This window comes from Bacillus sp. FSL R5-0443 (assembly GCF_038608285.1).
In the GTDB taxonomy this organism is placed as follows: Bacteria; Bacillota; Bacilli; order Bacillales; family Bacillaceae; genus Bacillus; species Bacillus velezensis.
In genome coordinates, this window is the sequence record NZ_CP152013.1 from 2,254,469 (window position 1) to 2,267,520 (window position 13,052).

17 protein-coding genes and 1 other RNA gene are annotated in these 13,052 nt (G+C 43.3%); 5 read left to right on the forward strand and 13 right to left on the reverse strand.

Going from position 1 to position 13,052, the window contains the following annotated elements:
• Nucleotides 1–26 precede the first annotated feature (26 nt).
• Nucleotides 27–593, reverse strand: a complete 567-nt coding sequence (locus NYE28_RS11105) for a TetR-like C-terminal domain-containing protein (RefSeq protein WP_138092462.1) — start codon at nucleotides 591–593, stop codon at nucleotides 27–29.
• Nucleotides 593–1,312: an MBL fold metallo-hydrolase gene (locus NYE28_RS11110; RefSeq protein WP_020955928.1), complete on the reverse strand. Its 720-nt coding sequence runs from the start codon at nucleotides 1,310–1,312 to the stop codon at nucleotides 593–595. Before NYE28_RS11110 ends, NYE28_RS11105 begins: the two co-directional genes overlap by 1 nt.
• 225 nt (nucleotides 1,313–1,537) lie before the next feature.
• Between NYE28_RS11110 and NYE28_RS11115 the strand changes: the two genes are divergently transcribed.
• Entirely contained in the window at nucleotides 1,538–2,059 is a 522-nt protein-coding gene (locus NYE28_RS11115; protein WP_168985348.1) for a kinase, read from the forward strand.
• 29 nt (nucleotides 2,060–2,088) lie between these two features.
• On the opposite strand, the gene czrA is transcribed toward NYE28_RS11115, so the two are convergent.
• Entirely contained in the window at nucleotides 2,089–2,421 is a 333-nt protein-coding gene (czrA, locus tag NYE28_RS11120; RefSeq protein ID WP_012117736.1) for a Zn(II)-responsive metalloregulatory transcriptional repressor CzrA, read from the reverse strand.
• 191 nt (nucleotides 2,422–2,612) lie between these two features.
• Here czrA and NYE28_RS11125 point away from each other — a divergent pair, with 191 nt between their 5' ends.
• Nucleotides 2,613–3,278, forward strand: coding sequence for a lysozyme family protein (locus tag NYE28_RS11125; protein WP_003153802.1), 666 nt, complete (start codon nucleotides 2,613–2,615; stop codon nucleotides 3,276–3,278).
• Nucleotides 3,279–3,342: 64 nt separating this feature from the next.
• On the opposite strand, the gene NYE28_RS11130 is transcribed toward NYE28_RS11125, so the two are convergent.
• Nucleotides 3,343–3,879, reverse strand: coding sequence for a DUF420 domain-containing protein (locus NYE28_RS11130; protein ID WP_015239997.1), 537 nt, complete (start codon nucleotides 3,877–3,879; stop codon nucleotides 3,343–3,345).
• Between the two features lie 144 nt (nucleotides 3,880–4,023).
• The gene (locus tag NYE28_RS11135; RefSeq protein ID WP_072589162.1) at nucleotides 4,024–4,809 is read right to left on the reverse strand and encodes a VLRF1 family aeRF1-type release factor; all 786 of its coding nucleotides are present in this window, start codon (nucleotides 4,807–4,809) and stop codon (nucleotides 4,024–4,026) included.
• A 194-nt stretch (nucleotides 4,810–5,003) separates the two neighbouring features.
• Between NYE28_RS11135 and NYE28_RS11140 the strand changes: the two genes are divergently transcribed.
• Together NYE28_RS11140 and NYE28_RS11145 are read left to right on the forward strand one after the other, a co-directional pair.
• Complete coding sequence (locus NYE28_RS11140; RefSeq protein WP_007407988.1) at nucleotides 5,004–5,501, forward strand: N-acetyltransferase; 498 nt, start codon at nucleotides 5,004–5,006, stop codon at nucleotides 5,499–5,501.
• 64 nt (nucleotides 5,502–5,565) lie between these two features.
• Nucleotides 5,566–6,543, forward strand: coding sequence for a S66 peptidase family protein (locus NYE28_RS11145; protein ID WP_284646860.1), 978 nt, complete (start codon nucleotides 5,566–5,568; stop codon nucleotides 6,541–6,543).
• A 31-nt stretch (nucleotides 6,544–6,574) separates the two neighbouring features.
• On the opposite strand, the gene NYE28_RS11150 is transcribed toward NYE28_RS11145, so the two are convergent.
• The 7 genes from NYE28_RS11150 to gerPC all read right to left on the reverse strand — a co-directional run bounded on the left by NYE28_RS11150 (nucleotide 6,575) and on the right by gerPC (nucleotide 12,247).
• Nucleotides 6,575–6,967 carry a hypothetical protein gene (locus NYE28_RS11150; RefSeq protein ID WP_025284849.1) on the reverse strand — a complete coding sequence of 131 codons (393 nt, stop codon included), beginning with the start codon at nucleotides 6,965–6,967 and terminating at the stop codon, nucleotides 6,575–6,577.
• A gap of 162 nt (nucleotides 6,968–7,129) precedes the next feature.
• Nucleotides 7,130–7,999 carry a 3D domain-containing protein gene (locus tag NYE28_RS11155; RefSeq protein ID WP_007407985.1) on the reverse strand — a complete coding sequence of 290 codons (870 nt, stop codon included), beginning with the start codon at nucleotides 7,997–7,999 and terminating at the stop codon, nucleotides 7,130–7,132.
• A gap of 235 nt (nucleotides 8,000–8,234) precedes the next feature.
• Entirely contained in the window at nucleotides 8,235–10,013 is a 1,779-nt protein-coding gene (recQ, locus tag NYE28_RS11160; protein WP_015240002.1) for a DNA helicase RecQ, read from the reverse strand.
• A 107-nt stretch (nucleotides 10,014–10,120) separates the two neighbouring features.
• Nucleotides 10,121–10,306, reverse strand: a non-coding RNA gene (ssrS, locus tag NYE28_RS11165) — 6S RNA.
• A gap of 215 nt (nucleotides 10,307–10,521) precedes the next feature.
• On the reverse strand, nucleotides 10,522–11,148 hold the full coding sequence (locus tag NYE28_RS11170) for an FMN-dependent NADH-azoreductase (RefSeq protein WP_003153791.1): 627 nt from the start codon (nucleotides 11,146–11,148) through the stop codon (nucleotides 10,522–10,524).
• 144 nt (nucleotides 11,149–11,292) lie between these two features.
• Nucleotides 11,293–11,784, reverse strand: coding sequence for a TraR/DksA C4-type zinc finger protein (locus NYE28_RS11175; protein WP_003153790.1), 492 nt, complete (start codon nucleotides 11,782–11,784; stop codon nucleotides 11,293–11,295).
• Nucleotides 11,785–11,866: 82 nt separating this feature from the next.
• On the reverse strand, nucleotides 11,867–12,247 hold the full coding sequence (gene gerPC / locus NYE28_RS11180; protein ID WP_032866235.1) for a spore germination protein GerPC: 381 nt from the start codon (nucleotides 12,245–12,247) through the stop codon (nucleotides 11,867–11,869).
• A 92-nt stretch (nucleotides 12,248–12,339) separates the two neighbouring features.
• Between gerPC and NYE28_RS11185 the strand changes: the two genes are divergently transcribed.
• Nucleotides 12,340–12,573 carry a hypothetical protein gene (locus tag NYE28_RS11185; RefSeq protein WP_012117743.1) on the forward strand — a complete coding sequence of 78 codons (234 nt, stop codon included), beginning with the start codon at nucleotides 12,340–12,342 and terminating at the stop codon, nucleotides 12,571–12,573.
• On the opposite strand, the gene NYE28_RS11190 is transcribed toward NYE28_RS11185, so the two are convergent.
• On the reverse strand, nucleotides 12,560–13,042 hold the full coding sequence (locus NYE28_RS11190) for an Hsp20/alpha crystallin family protein (protein WP_032866236.1): 483 nt from the start codon (nucleotides 13,040–13,042) through the stop codon (nucleotides 12,560–12,562). The two genes, NYE28_RS11185 and NYE28_RS11190, sit on opposite strands and share 14 nt — an antisense overlap.
• Nucleotides 13,043–13,052: the final 10 nt, after the last annotated feature.

Sequence of the window (13,052 nt, forward strand, 5' to 3'; positions counted from 1 at the left end):
CTTTTTATTTAGTTTACATAATAATATTATTGTTCCCTCTCCTGCAAACCTCTTAGAAAAGCAACAACTGCAAACTTCCGGCTTTCCTTAATTGATTCGGTTAATTCAAATGCACTCTGTTTTCTCAACACGGCAAATCCGTGAAGAAGGCTCCTCAGTCCTCTCGCAGCATGAATCGCAGTGTCAGACTGTGCATATCCGTTAGCTGTCAGCTGCCTGACAACAAGCCCTACAAGCAGGCTTGACAGATTCTCAATCCGGCCATCTTTTATCTTTTGAAATGTTGCGTCATATAATCCGGGATTGGCTTCGGCGAAATTGATATAGGCATCGGCGAGAGCAAGCAAAGCCGTTTCGCCCGTCAGTCCTTCTGCAGAGGCCGCCATTTTTTCATATAACATAGTTAAACCGGAGACAGCCAGCTCTGTTTTAATTCCTTGAAGGCCATTGACAAAATTGTAAAGGGAAGGCGGTTTTACGTTTAAGGACTTTGCAACAGCCGCAAGCGTCACTTCGTTCAGCCCTTTTTCGTCAGCGATGCCTGCTGCAGCTCTCAATATCATGTCAAGGCTCATTCCGACTCTCGGTGACATTATGATCGGCCTCCCGGCAGGCTTCGTTCGGCTTCCTCAACAGCCTCAGCCATCATTTCAACGGGATTGCAGAGAACATTTCCATGTCCGGCGGCCAGACTGCTTGGTTGATGAGCGATAAGTGTTCTTGCTGTTTTTACAGCTTCTTCTTTATTCCACGTAGCAAAAGCCGGAAACGGAAATTTCCATTTCAGCTTCCCAGAAACAGCAAGGCCGCCCCGTACTTGAAAGGCATCTCCGACGATCAGCATATCATTTCTCATATCTTTAAAAGCGAGGCTTCCCGGCGTATGACCGGGAGCGGGAATGACAAGTAAAGATCCGATCCGCTCGCCGCCTTTCAGCAGGCGATCAGGTTCGGTCTGAACATTTTTCGGCACTCCCCCCTTTATCGGCGTTTGTGCTTCATGCTCAAATAATGAAGTGTCACCTTTCAGCAAGAAAGAATCCCGCTCAGAAATACAGACGGAAGCATCCGGAAATTCCGCAGCTAATGAGTCAAGCGAACCGATGTGATCCCCGTGCGCGTGGGTGAGTAATATGTCATTCAGCGGCTTCCCAAGCTGCCGCAATGCTTGTTTGATTCCTTTATGACTGTTAGGCAGTCCGGCGTCAATCAGGGTTACTCCTTCTTCTTCTTCAACCAAATAACAATTCACCGGGAAGAGCGCGGGAAAAAAAGTCAGCTGCCAAACGGTTCCGTATTGTAAGATTCTCATCAACATCCCCCTAAAAACTAATATCATTAGTTTTATTATAACTAATACCGTTAGTTTATCAAGAGTTTTCTGTTTAAATCCTGAATAAGGCGCGGGCGCTTCTCTTATGCAAAAAAAAGAAACGTGCATACTGTGATAAAAGATGCTTTCAGCCTGCGAATAAATCAGACTACTAAAACCAGCCGGATAAGCATACACTACTCAACGGAGGGGGAGTTCCACACCATGCATATCACACTTCAAAGCATCTGCCCTGTCTTAATGATTGCCTTTTTTCTGTATAAAAAGGTGAAACGGTCCGTCGGCTTTCAGCCTTTGAAACCCCGCTGGCTTTATACAAGAATGATTTTGTTTTCATTGCTGGCCGCAGCTCTGGCGTTTTTCAGCATCACACACCCGGCTTTATACGGCCATCTTATATTCGGCACTTTTTGCGGCTGGCTTCTGGTCCTGTTTGCAAAACGGAACATTTCATTTGAAGAACGCCGCGGAAAAATGTATTTTCGCACTCACCTGTGGATTGAACTTATTCTATTAACGTTATTCCTATCGAGATTTGTTTATCGCGTTATTGAAATGTACCGGATCACAGCGGACTTTACCCATCCGGAGGCATACAGCCAAACGGTCGGGGCCGATCCGCTGACCATCAGTATCTTTTATTTCATCGCAGTTTATTACAGCGGCTTCTCTTTTTATGTTTTAAAAACGAGCAGAGACCAAACCAATAACAGTCAGTACGGCTGACATCCCTGTCTAAAAAGCAGGGATGTTTTTTAATCGTGCCGCGTATGGTGAATCATTTGCTGAAGCACATCTAACACATGTTCATCCTCAGGAGAATAATAGATGGATGTTCCTTCTCTGCGTGATTTGACGAGGCGCAGATTTTTAAGAAAACGCAGCTGATGAGAAACGGTAGACTGCAGCAAATTCAGCTTTTCTGCGATATCATTTACCGCGTGCTCACCCTGTGACAGCAAATGGAGAATTCTGATTCTGGTCGGATCAGACAGCGCCTTAAAAGTCTGGGCAACCAAAAATAAAGTTTCCTCATCTAAATCGACAGCGGGGTCATTTTTGTTTCCGGATTCGTGAAATTCAGTCATATACCTCACCCTTCTTTTCTCAAGTAGCCCAATTATACCAAATGTCAATTGATGCAGATACATCCTGCGCCTGACAAAAGAACCGTTATTTTAAATTTATGTTTCAAATACGGGTTTCCGCTTGGTTTCGCGCATTCATCTGTGTCATAATGAAAAAGTCATAATGCTCCTGAAATTGAGGGTGAAACACAGTGGAGAAAAAGAAAAAAGGCTGTTTCGCTGCCGCGGGTCTTATGATGATATGTGTTTTTGTCATGGTTTCCTTCTTCCTCATTCTGTTATTTTCAAATAATGAATGGCTCAAAAGTCTTCCGTTTGATGTCAAACCGATCGTCCTTGAACGGCTGACAGATTACAAACCGCTTGTTGAAGACGAACTGGATGAAAAAGGACTCACCAAATATACATCGCTTGTACTCGGCATGATATATCAGGAGTCAAAAGGAAGAGGAAATGATCCCATGCAGTCTTCAGAATCTCTGGGTTTAAAGCGAAATGAGATTAAAAACCCTCAAACCAGTATCAAACAGGGAATCAAACAATTCACTCTCATGTACCAAACAGGCAAGAAAAAAGGCGTAGACTTGGATACGATTATACAAAGCTACAACATGGGAGCCGGCTATATTGATTTTGTGGCTGAACATGGAGGATCGCATACTGAGGAACTGGCAAAACAATACTCCGAGCAGCAGGTCAAAAAGAATCCGAAACTTTACACTTGCGGAGGGAACAAAGACAATTTCCGTTATCCCTACTGCTATGGTGATTACACGTACGCAGAAAAAGTAAAAGCAAAAACAAAAACCGTTGAACAATCCTTAAATGTAACAACACTTGAAACGCTTGAAGAGTAAAAGGCGCCCTGATGAGGCGCCTTTTTCAATCAATAGAAAAAAGCCGCGCAGAGCACGGCTTTTTTTAATAATACGGTGAGATCATTAAGTATACAATGACACCCGTCAGACTGACATACAGCCAGAGCGGCATCGTCCATCTCGCGATTTTTTTGTGGCGCTCCACCTGCATACTGAATCCTCTGATCAGCGTAAACAGCGCAAGCGGCACGATAATGAAGGAAAGGCAAATATGCGTAATTAAAATAAAGAAGTAAATCCCGCGCATGATGCCGTGGCCGCCGAATAAAGTATTCTCAGCTATCGAGTGGTACACGACATAGCAGATCAAAAACAGCAAAGTCGTCGTAAACGCCGCTAAAATAAAGCGTTTGTGCGCTTGAATGTTTTTTTGCTTAATCATAAAGAGCGCTGCCAGCAAAAAGATAAACGTGAAGCTGTTAAAAATGGCATTTAACATCGGCAGAATATGAATATTGGCAATGCTGACCTGTCCCGATTTCGGCATAAAAAACAGCACCGCAATTAATCCGTTGATCAGAACGGTCAATGTCAGCACGACACCGGTATAACTTTTAGGTTTGTTTTCTGTCTGATTCATCTTATGACCTCTCTCAATTTTACTGACTATCCAAATGGTATGAGAATTCAGCTTTGATGTCAACGGTTTCGCCCGCTTCGTCAGAAATTAGACAAACTTAAGCCCTAAAAAGACCGGGTGTTTGAGACCCGGCCTTTCGTCATATTATGCTTCCTTCAACAGTTCTTCTATCACCTTATGTTCGTTTTCATTCAACAGATTTTTTGGAATGATCCGATCAATCGGTTTATTCATGTGCTGATCGAGAATATCGGCTGTTTCTTTGTCCCCTGCGATTACGAGACGCTCCCATTGGTGTGAAGCGGCCTTCTGATCAAGGTTCGAAGCCAATCGTTTATACAGCCTGTTTTGGTTTTCTTCGACGTGGGCTTTGGCGGCGTCTTCGTCCATCGACGCGGAGCGGCTTCCGCTTACATCCTGCGGTTTCCACGATTCATTGATGACGTCGTAATGATAATGCTCCACTCCTTCAATTTTTCCGAGTACGGTTTCTATGATCTTCACTTCATTCTGCTGGGTGAGAATAAAAGCCGTGCTCGGAAATTGTTCACGAAGAATTTCTAATTGATCAAGGACAGCCGTCTCTTCCCAATAAAATCGTGTTTCAACAGGCACCTGCAATTCAATCGTCTCCCAAATACCGCCTTCTCCCGACGCAAAAAATACGAGACTTCGCGGCATCTCTTTACCAAGCCCATCGATATATTGATAGACACGTTCCATGATGCGGACGAGAGATTTTTCTTCTTCCGGATCACTGGCAGACAGATACTCTTTTAATCTCCGAAAACCGGTTTTCAAGGCGATTTTCCACTCTCCCCCCTGCTGATCCGGATTTCTCATATCCGTATTTACATATAAGGAAAGCATTTTATCAGGAGATTCCGTCATTACGTACTTCAATTTGCCGATGAGTGAGTCAATTGCCATTATAGATTCCTCCTTTTTCCGCTGCTCACTGTTCCTTTCCCTATCCGCACCGCCTTAAAAACGTCAATCCACATATAAACGGCAGACTTTTCTAAAAAAGTTTTTGCAAAACCCATTTACAAACCAAGACATCATTTACTACAATGGATACTTGTGTTTAACTAAGACTTTTACGCTGTGAAAGGAGTATGATTTTGTTTACTGCAGAAGAAAGAGATCAGAAAGAGCTGGAAAAAGAGCTTCATAAACTTGAATTTCAGATTTTCAGAATGCGGGAAAATCTGATAGATGTATCAAAAGACGCGCGAGTGCTTGGTATTGATCAATCGAACAATGACGATTGGATCATTGTTTCCTCGATTGATGATGGCCAAACATGTAAGATTATGCTGACTGATTGTGAATCAGCCTACCGGGGAAGAGGCTGTTTTTCACTGATCGCCTCTTATTATGACAATGCCATTCATATCGGGGACATTAAAGGCCCGCCGAACCATGGCTACGGCTCGATCTGCATGAAATTTTTAAAACATATCGCCAGAGAGCAGAATATCCCGAAAGTGACGGGCGACATCGCTAAGCGTGATTGGGATCATGTCGACAGACTCGTTCATTTTTATGAAAAGCATCACTTTGATGTCTGGATTGACAATGATACGCAATCAGGCGGCATTAAATGGGTCGACCTGTAAAAAATAATAGAGAAACCCTCTTTTATATGGTGTAATAGATTAAACCATATAAGGAGGGCTTTTTTTGTATCCGGAAAAATTGAAAAAAGGTGACGGCATTCGTATTGTGTCTCCGGCCACAAGCATGTCCGTTATGTCAGATGAAAATATAAATGCCGCGAAGACAAAATTGGAGGAGCTGGGCTTTTGTGTCTCTTTTTCAGAGCATGCGAAAGAAATAAATGAATTTGATTCATCATCCATTGAATCGCGTGTATGGGATCTGCACGAGGCTTTCGCTGACCCTGACATCAAAGCGATTTTGACGACACTCGGCGGGTTCCAATCAAATCAGCTGCTCCGCTATCTTGATTATGAAAACATCAAGCGGCATCCGAAAATTCTTTGCGGCTATTCAGATATTACCGCTCTCGGCCATGCCATATATCAAAAAACCGGCCTTATTACATATTCCGGTCCCCATTTTTCTTCATTTGCCATGAAAAAAGGGCTGGACTATACGATTGACTCTTTCTTGGCCTGCTGTGCTTCTGACAACCCGTATGAGGTAAAGCCTTCATCCGAGTGGAGTGATGATAAATGGTATTTGAACCAGGAGGACAGACGTTTTTATCGTAATCCGGGACCGCTCGTTATTCAACCCGGATATGCGGAAGGAACACTGATCGGAGGAAATCTATGCACACTGAATCTTCTGCAGGGCACCGAATACTTTCCGGAGATGGAGCAAGTGATTCTGTTTATAGAAGATGATCATATGTCGGACATTCATATGTTTGACCGGGATTTGCAGTCACTCATCCACCTTCCCGCTTTTTCAGCCGTGAAGGGAATTGTCATCGGACGTTTCCAGCATGCTTCAAATGTGTCTGAGGAGGCTCTGCGTGCCGTCATCCGTACAAAAGAAGAACTGTCATCCATGCCTGTTATCGCAAATGCTGATTTCGGCCATACCTCCCCTTTGATGACATTCCCGATCGGAGGAACATGCAGGATAGAAGCCGGCTCAGAAGGCGGACGGATATGGATCGATCGGCATTAATACATAAAGACGGGAAAACCGCCCCGTCTTTTTATTTTGACGCCTTATGCCGCGGCGTGCGCGGAGCGATCATAATTCGTCCGCCAGCCGCTGCCGTCACCCATACGGAAGCTCCTTCATAAAAACGGCTGATCTCTTCATTATATACGGCATGTGTCAGTTCACGTTTATCATGCGTTCCGTCTTGGTTTTTTACGTTTAAAATAAGCACAAGCTCGTGCCTGCCATTCTTCATCACGCCAGTACGTCTCACCTTTTCAATAACGGCTGGCCTTCCTCTCCCTCTGTCAAGCGCCTGAAACAGCCTGACAGCAGGCATAGACAGTCCGATAACGAGCACAATGGCGAAAGCGGTGCATATACCTGCTTGAAACACCGGTGATTCTGTGAAGGCATTCCATAAACATATAAATTCCGGCTCCATCAAATTCATACATCCCTTCAGATTCCGTTTTCACATCCATTCCTTATTATATTAGAGAAACGCTTTTTCTTTTTCCGCATATAACGATTATATACAGTCAAAAAAGGGAAGAAAAAAAGAACACAAAGCATTTCGCCTTGTGTTCTTCATCTCTATATGAAACTAGTCTAATACTTTAACATTTACTGTTCTGACGCCCCAGTTGTTAGCGTCACTTTTCTTTGCAACAAATACGTCAATTTTATTTCCTTTAATTGCGCCGCCTGTATCTGCTGCTGTTGCCACTCCGTAACCTTCAACATAAACCTTAGAGCCAAGCGGAATGACACTAGGGTCTACCGCGATGACTTTTGCATCAGGGTTTTTGTTTAAGTCAACACCGGTTGCCGTTACACCGGAAATGCCGCCGTCGTTAGCAGAGTAAGCAGTTGCAGTCATTGTCAGCTGCTTTTTAGGCTCTTGTTGGTTTGTATTTGATTGAACAGGCTGCTGTTTTGCTTCGACAGCCTTCGCTTCTTGTTTAGGTTGTTGTTCTTGAACAGGTTCTTGTTTAGGCTGCTCGTTTTTGACAGCTTCTTGTTTCGGCTGTTCTGTCTCGGCAGCTGGTTTTTGTTCAGTTTGCGGCTGGCTGGCTTCTTGAGCCGGCTGTGCAGCCTGAGCCTGACCTTTCACATTTAACGTTGTGCCTGCGTAAATTATATCTGATTGCAAGTTATTCAAGCTTTTCAGATTGCCGACTGATGTTCCGAATTTCTGAGCAATTTTCCAGAGGCTGTCGCCCTGCTTCACTGTGTACTGCCCAGATGTGGTTGTTTCTACTGAAGAAATAGTCAGTTTCTCTCCTTCAATGATTAAATCAGAAGATAACTGATTCCATTCTTTTAAGTCCTTTAGGTTCACTCCGTTTTTTTGCGAGATCCCCCAGAGCGTGTCACCCTTTTGCACCGTGATTTCTTTAGCAGAAGCGTGAGCTCCAAATGCAGTTGTTGAAATTGCTGCAACTGCGACAAAGGACATAATCGTCTTCTTCATAAGTAAATCCTCCCTTGTTAGCTTTTTATTGGCGGCTAACAGGTGATATCGTAACATATGAAAATGTCAGTTCAATAACAAAACGATTTGAATTAGATTACAGTTCCTTTACATGAAACATTTCTCTCGCTTGGTAAGTCTTGCTGAAACCTTGATACAGCAAGGGTTTTCAAGCTTCTGATTTTTCCGGCGCCAATGAAAAACACAATGTGCAAATTTCTAAAAAAACTTTTTTTCACTCTGTTTCTCTTACATAATTTCGGATTTCTTCTAAAAAAACCGCTCCGTATTTCAATCTTTTTTGTTCCCCGACCCCTTTTACGGAAAGAAGATCCTGATCCGTTTTCGGAAGTTTCGCCGACATTTCTTTTAACGTCTGATCTGAGAACACGACAAATGGAGGCACGCCCTGTTCAGCTGCAATCTCTTTGCGGAGACGCCGGAGAAGCTCAAATAATTCATCATTTTCGGTAACGGCGGCGGCCTGTAAGGCTTCTTTTCTCGCGACTGCGCTTTTTCCAAGCAGAACGTCCCTGCCTTTTTGGGTGACCATAAGCGTTGGAAATGTGCCGTCCGCCATTCTGATATATTCATCTGAAATAAGGAATTCGATAAAATCACTGATTTCCGCTGCGGATTGATGCTTCATAATGCCGTAAGTGGACAGGCTGCTGAAGCCGTTTTCCAGCACTTTTTTATTTTTTGACCCGCTAAGCACCTGCGCCACCATCGTTTTTCCGAAACGCTCATTCATTCTGATGATGCATGATAATACCATCTGCGCTTCTTTTGTGACGTCATGGGCGGTCCTTGTATCAGTGCAATTGCCGCATGCTTCGCAAGCTTCCGCCTCATTCTCGCCGAAATACTTCAGAATAAACCGTTGCAGGCAATCTTCCGTATGACAGTAATCCACCATCTGTCTCAGTTTTTTGAGATCCTGCTTTTGTTTTTCTTCTCCGGCGGCCGATTGGTCTATTAAAAAACGCTGCACCATAATATCCTGCGGCGAAAACAAGAGCACACACTCGCTGTTAAGACCGTCGCGCCCGGCCCGTCCGGCTTCCTGGTAATAGCTCTCCATATCTTTCGGAATCTGCGCGTGTAAAACGAACCTGATGTTGCTCTTATCGATTCCCATTCCGAAAGCGGACGTAGCTACCATCACTTGTATCTGATCGTTAAGAAACCGCTCCTGCTGGTCTTTTCTGTCATCATCCGCCAATCCGCCGTGATAACGGCCGGCATTGATGCCGCCGCGTTTTAATTTCTCATATAAACGGTCGGTTTCTTTTCTTGTCGCTGTATATATAATGCCGGCTTCGTGTTTATTTTTTTCGAGGTACCGCTCGATAAACCGGTCTTTGTTTTCGCCCTTTACTACTTTAAACGTTAAATTCTCTCTGGCAAAACCGGTATATACAGTTTGTTCTTTCTTAATATGAAGCTGCTTGCAGATGTCATCATGAACCTCAGGCGTAGCCGTCGCCGTTAATGCGATGATGACGGGCGGTTCTTTTAATTCATTAAAAAGGATTTCGATATTCCGGTAACTCGGCCTGAAATCATGTCCCCATTGCGATATACAGTGAGCTTCGTCAATGGCGACAAGAGGAACCGTAATATTCTGCAGGATGTGAATGAATTCAGAAGAAGTCAAACGCTCCGGTGTGATGTAAAAGAGCCGGTAAGCCCCTTGTTTCAAACCGGTCAGGCGCTCATGAATGTCACGGCTTGTCTGGGTACTGTTAATATAAGCTGCCGCGATACCCGCTTCTTCAAGCGCGTCGACTTGATCTTTCATTAAGGAAATAAGAGGGGAAATAACGATTGTGGTTCCTTCAAACAGCAGTGCGGGAATCTGATAGCAGATTGATTTTCCGCCCCCCGTCGGCATAATGCAGACCGTGTTTTTTCTCTCCTCTGCAACTGATTGTATCGCCTGCTTTTGGCCCGCGCGAAGACTGTCGTAGCCAAAATAATGCGCCAGAAGGGATTGGGCTTTCTCCAGCATATGTTGTAAAACCTCACTTTGTCTTTGATTCTTTCATTTTATCATACTGATAAAGTACGCTGCTCAATGGCAATTCAAAATAAAAAGCCATCTCCGCAAGGGAAATGGCTTTCGCTACGTATGCCGTACGCAAGTAAGAAAGTTTTAAACCACCACTCCTCAAAGTGGGTGTTTGCAGAAGCGTTCCTGTCGTCCTCTGCAATGGAGGCATGACATTCCGGCTTCGATATAAAACTCCCTATTACAGCTTAAAGGTTAAAACTTAATTAACAATACGAACAATGTAGCTTCTCTTATATCCTACACCATCAGTCGTATTTTGGCAAGAGGGTTAATTCTTTTACAGAAAACCTTTTTTCTTTGTGAAAAATGCTTTATTCTACATAAAAATTGTTTTTTCGACAAAATTTCAATATATCAATATAAGATCAGATCGAAAGCTGCCGCCAGTTTCTTCTATAATAGAAAAAACTCTCACACCCTGTAGGGGCGCAAGAGTTAATGGAAATTAGAATTTTGCAGCCAGATCTTTCGCTTCTTGCAGTCCTTTTTCAATGATCGCTTGAGCGTTATCCGGTGCAGCATTATGGCCTTCAACGACAACAGTGTGAAGATCTTGGACACCCCAGAAACCGAGAACGGTTTTCATGAAGTTTAATGACATTTCAAGAGATGCCATCGGTCCTTCAGAATATACGCCGCCGCGTGCGTTTAAGAGCGCTACTTTTTTATCTCCCATCAGACCTTTAGGGCCTTCAGGCGTGTATGTGAAAGTAACTCCTGCACGAGACAGGTAATCAACATAAGTATGAAGCACAGCAGGCACTGTGAAGTTCCAAAGCGGGAATGCAAACACGACTTTGTCAGCTTTGACAAATTGATTTAAGTAAATGTCAGCAGTTGACGCTTGTTTTTTCTCTTCGTCTGTCATTTCAATTCCTTTTGAAGCTTTGAATGTTCCGTTAATCATATCTCTTCCGAGGTAAGGAAGGTTTTCTTTATGAAGATCAAGTTCGATCACTTCATCATTCGGATTGTTTTCTTTATAAGCAGCCAGAAACGCTTCGTATAATTTTACGGATACGCCTTCTTCAGCCGTACGGTCACTTGATTTTACAAATAATACTTGAGACATTCTAAATTCCTCCCGGTAATCTTTTAATATTTACTTACAAATAGTATGTTACTTTCTTTTTTATATAAAGTCAATGATTTTATTTCGATTTTGAGATTTTTTATGGAATAAAAAAACAGGTACATATGAATGTACCTGCTGCTATTATTGTGAATCCTGCTCGCGATCCAGGATTTCGTAAGTTTGTGAGCTTTTTTGATCAACGGTTTCTTTATTTGAGAGGTCTTTCACCTGCTCGTGAAATTCCCTTTCATATGACGGAGCGTCTGTTTTCACATCCCCTTCTGTTTCTCGCTGCGCTTCGACGGTCATTCTGGCGTACGGCACGGCTTCAAGTCTTTCATAAGGAATTTCTTTTCCTGTTTTCTCGCAAATCCCGTATGTTCCTTTATCCATTCGTTCAAGCGCGGCGTTCACCTCATCTAAAAGATTCTGATCGACACCGTCCAGCGTCTGATTCGTGACCCTGTCCAAATAAATGCTTCCGTGATCAGCTAAGTGATTATCTACTCCGTTCGACAGTTCTCCTGTGTCTTCACTCATTGAATGATTTTCTTTTGATTCTCCCTGGAGACTTTCCTTTAAATCGATTAATTTATGATAAAGGCTGTCCTGCTGTTCTTTTGATAATGACATATTCATCATCTCCTTTTTCGTCTGTATTCTTCGCTGCATCTGTTAATACATACCCTCGAAAAAGGAGGCTGAAACAACGGGGTCAATGCTTTCTCCCCCTGATGGTGACATTGGGTGTCTGCTGCTTTGTCTGTCTTTTTTCTTTCGCAGCATCATTTTGCGGGTTGTCCCGAAATTCTTCAGCGCAGGCTTGTTTGAGCCTGTGCGCCGGTGTATGGTAAGTGGCGCCGATATTCAGCATACCGCTCAGCTCTTCTATACTCAGCTTTTCAAAATCAATATTGTACTCAACCTTGTCCACTTTGACGTGCTCAATATGGACATATGTTTTTTCCCCTTCCACCGTTTGCGGCTCAAAATGACACTTATCCTGAAGCTCATCAAGCTGTTGTTCCACTTTCTTAAGCCGGTCTAATTCTTCTTCACACACTTTTTTGAAAATCTCTTTCATTATTTTTTTCAAAGAAAATCACTTCTTTCCCCGTCACTCTTGGAAAGTTCTATGCGTCCCGCATTGCGAATATATAAACATGATATACAAAAAGGAGGCGAATCATGATGTTTTTTCCATCCGTTATCAATTTTGAGTATATAAAAATGAACGGAATAAGCGGCGGAGCAACTTTTAACACCGGCTCTTCCGTTATGGTGAGAAACACAGCAGCCAATAAAAGAAATGAAGGGTACGGTGAACAAAACGGTGATTGCACCGTTGTCGTCATCCCTATCATGAGTATCGATGATTCAGATCTGATAGATGGCACAGCAAACAAGATCAGCCTTCGATAATGATCTGGCTTGCATCCCCCAGATGTTTAGCAATCGATATATATAAAATCCCGTCTTTGAATACCGCCTGCATTCCCTTCGTACCTTGAGCGGAATGCGGAAGGTCGAGTTTTTTTTCAAAATCGCCGTATTTTCCGGTCTTCTGTTTAAAATCCTGTTCATTGAAAAAGGATTTTCTCGTGCCTTTTACGACGATATATTCTCCGTAGGACAGCAGCTGAACATCTTGTTTCCGGTAGCCGGGCAGATACAGCAAAAATTGGAGCTCATCATGGGTTTCCACAATATCTATAAGAGGAAAAGCACCCTCATTTCTACTCATTTGCCCATCTCCCTGTTGAAAGGGAAAATGAGAATGGCCGTTTTGAAATGATTTCAGTTGTTCATCATCAAAAACGTTTTTCCAAAAGTCGCCGCCGGACATGTTTTGCGCCATTTCCATCCATTGCTTCATCTTATCGAAATCCATTTTTATCGCC

Coding starts and splice junctions, on each gene's coding strand:
- czrA (WP_012117736.1), bottom strand. CDS start 2,421: ATGACTGAATTTCACGAATCCGGAAACAAAAATGACCCCGCTGTCGAT.
- NYE28_RS11115 (WP_168985348.1), top strand. CDS start 1,538: ATGCATATCACACTTCAAAGCATCTGCCCTGTCTTAATGATTGCCTTT.
- NYE28_RS11150 (WP_025284849.1), bottom strand. CDS start 6,967: ATGGAGCCGGAATTTATATGTTTATGGAATGCCTTCACAGAATCACCG.
- NYE28_RS11170 (WP_003153791.1), bottom strand. CDS start 11,148: ATGTCTCAAGTATTATTTGTAAAATCAAGTGACCGTACGGCTGAAGAA.
- NYE28_RS11130 (WP_015239997.1), bottom strand. CDS start 3,879: ATGAATCAGACAGAAAACAAACCTAAAAGTTATACCGGTGTCGTGCTG.
- NYE28_RS11155 (WP_007407985.1), bottom strand. CDS start 7,999: ATGAAGAAGACGATTATGTCCTTTGTCGCAGTTGCAGCAATTTCAACA.
- recQ (WP_015240002.1), bottom strand. CDS start 10,013: ATGCTGGAGAAAGCCCAATCCCTTCTGGCGCATTATTTTGGCTACGAC.
- NYE28_RS11135 (WP_072589162.1), bottom strand. CDS start 4,809: ATGGCAATTGACTCACTCATCGGCAAATTGAAGTACGTAATGACGGAA.
- NYE28_RS11175 (WP_003153790.1), bottom strand. CDS start 11,784: ATGTCATTATCAAAAGAACAGCAGGACAGCCTTTATCATAAATTAATC.
- NYE28_RS11105 (WP_138092462.1), bottom strand. CDS start 593: ATGTCACCGAGAGTCGGAATGAGCCTTGACATGATATTGAGAGCTGCA.
- NYE28_RS11185 (WP_012117743.1), top strand. CDS start 12,340: ATGATGTTTTTTCCATCCGTTATCAATTTTGAGTATATAAAAATGAAC.
- NYE28_RS11190 (WP_032866236.1), bottom strand. CDS start 13,042: ATGGATTTCGATAAGATGAAGCAATGGATGGAAATGGCGCAAAACATG.
- NYE28_RS11110 (WP_020955928.1), bottom strand. CDS start 1,312: ATGAGAATCTTACAATACGGAACCGTTTGGCAGCTGACTTTTTTTCCC.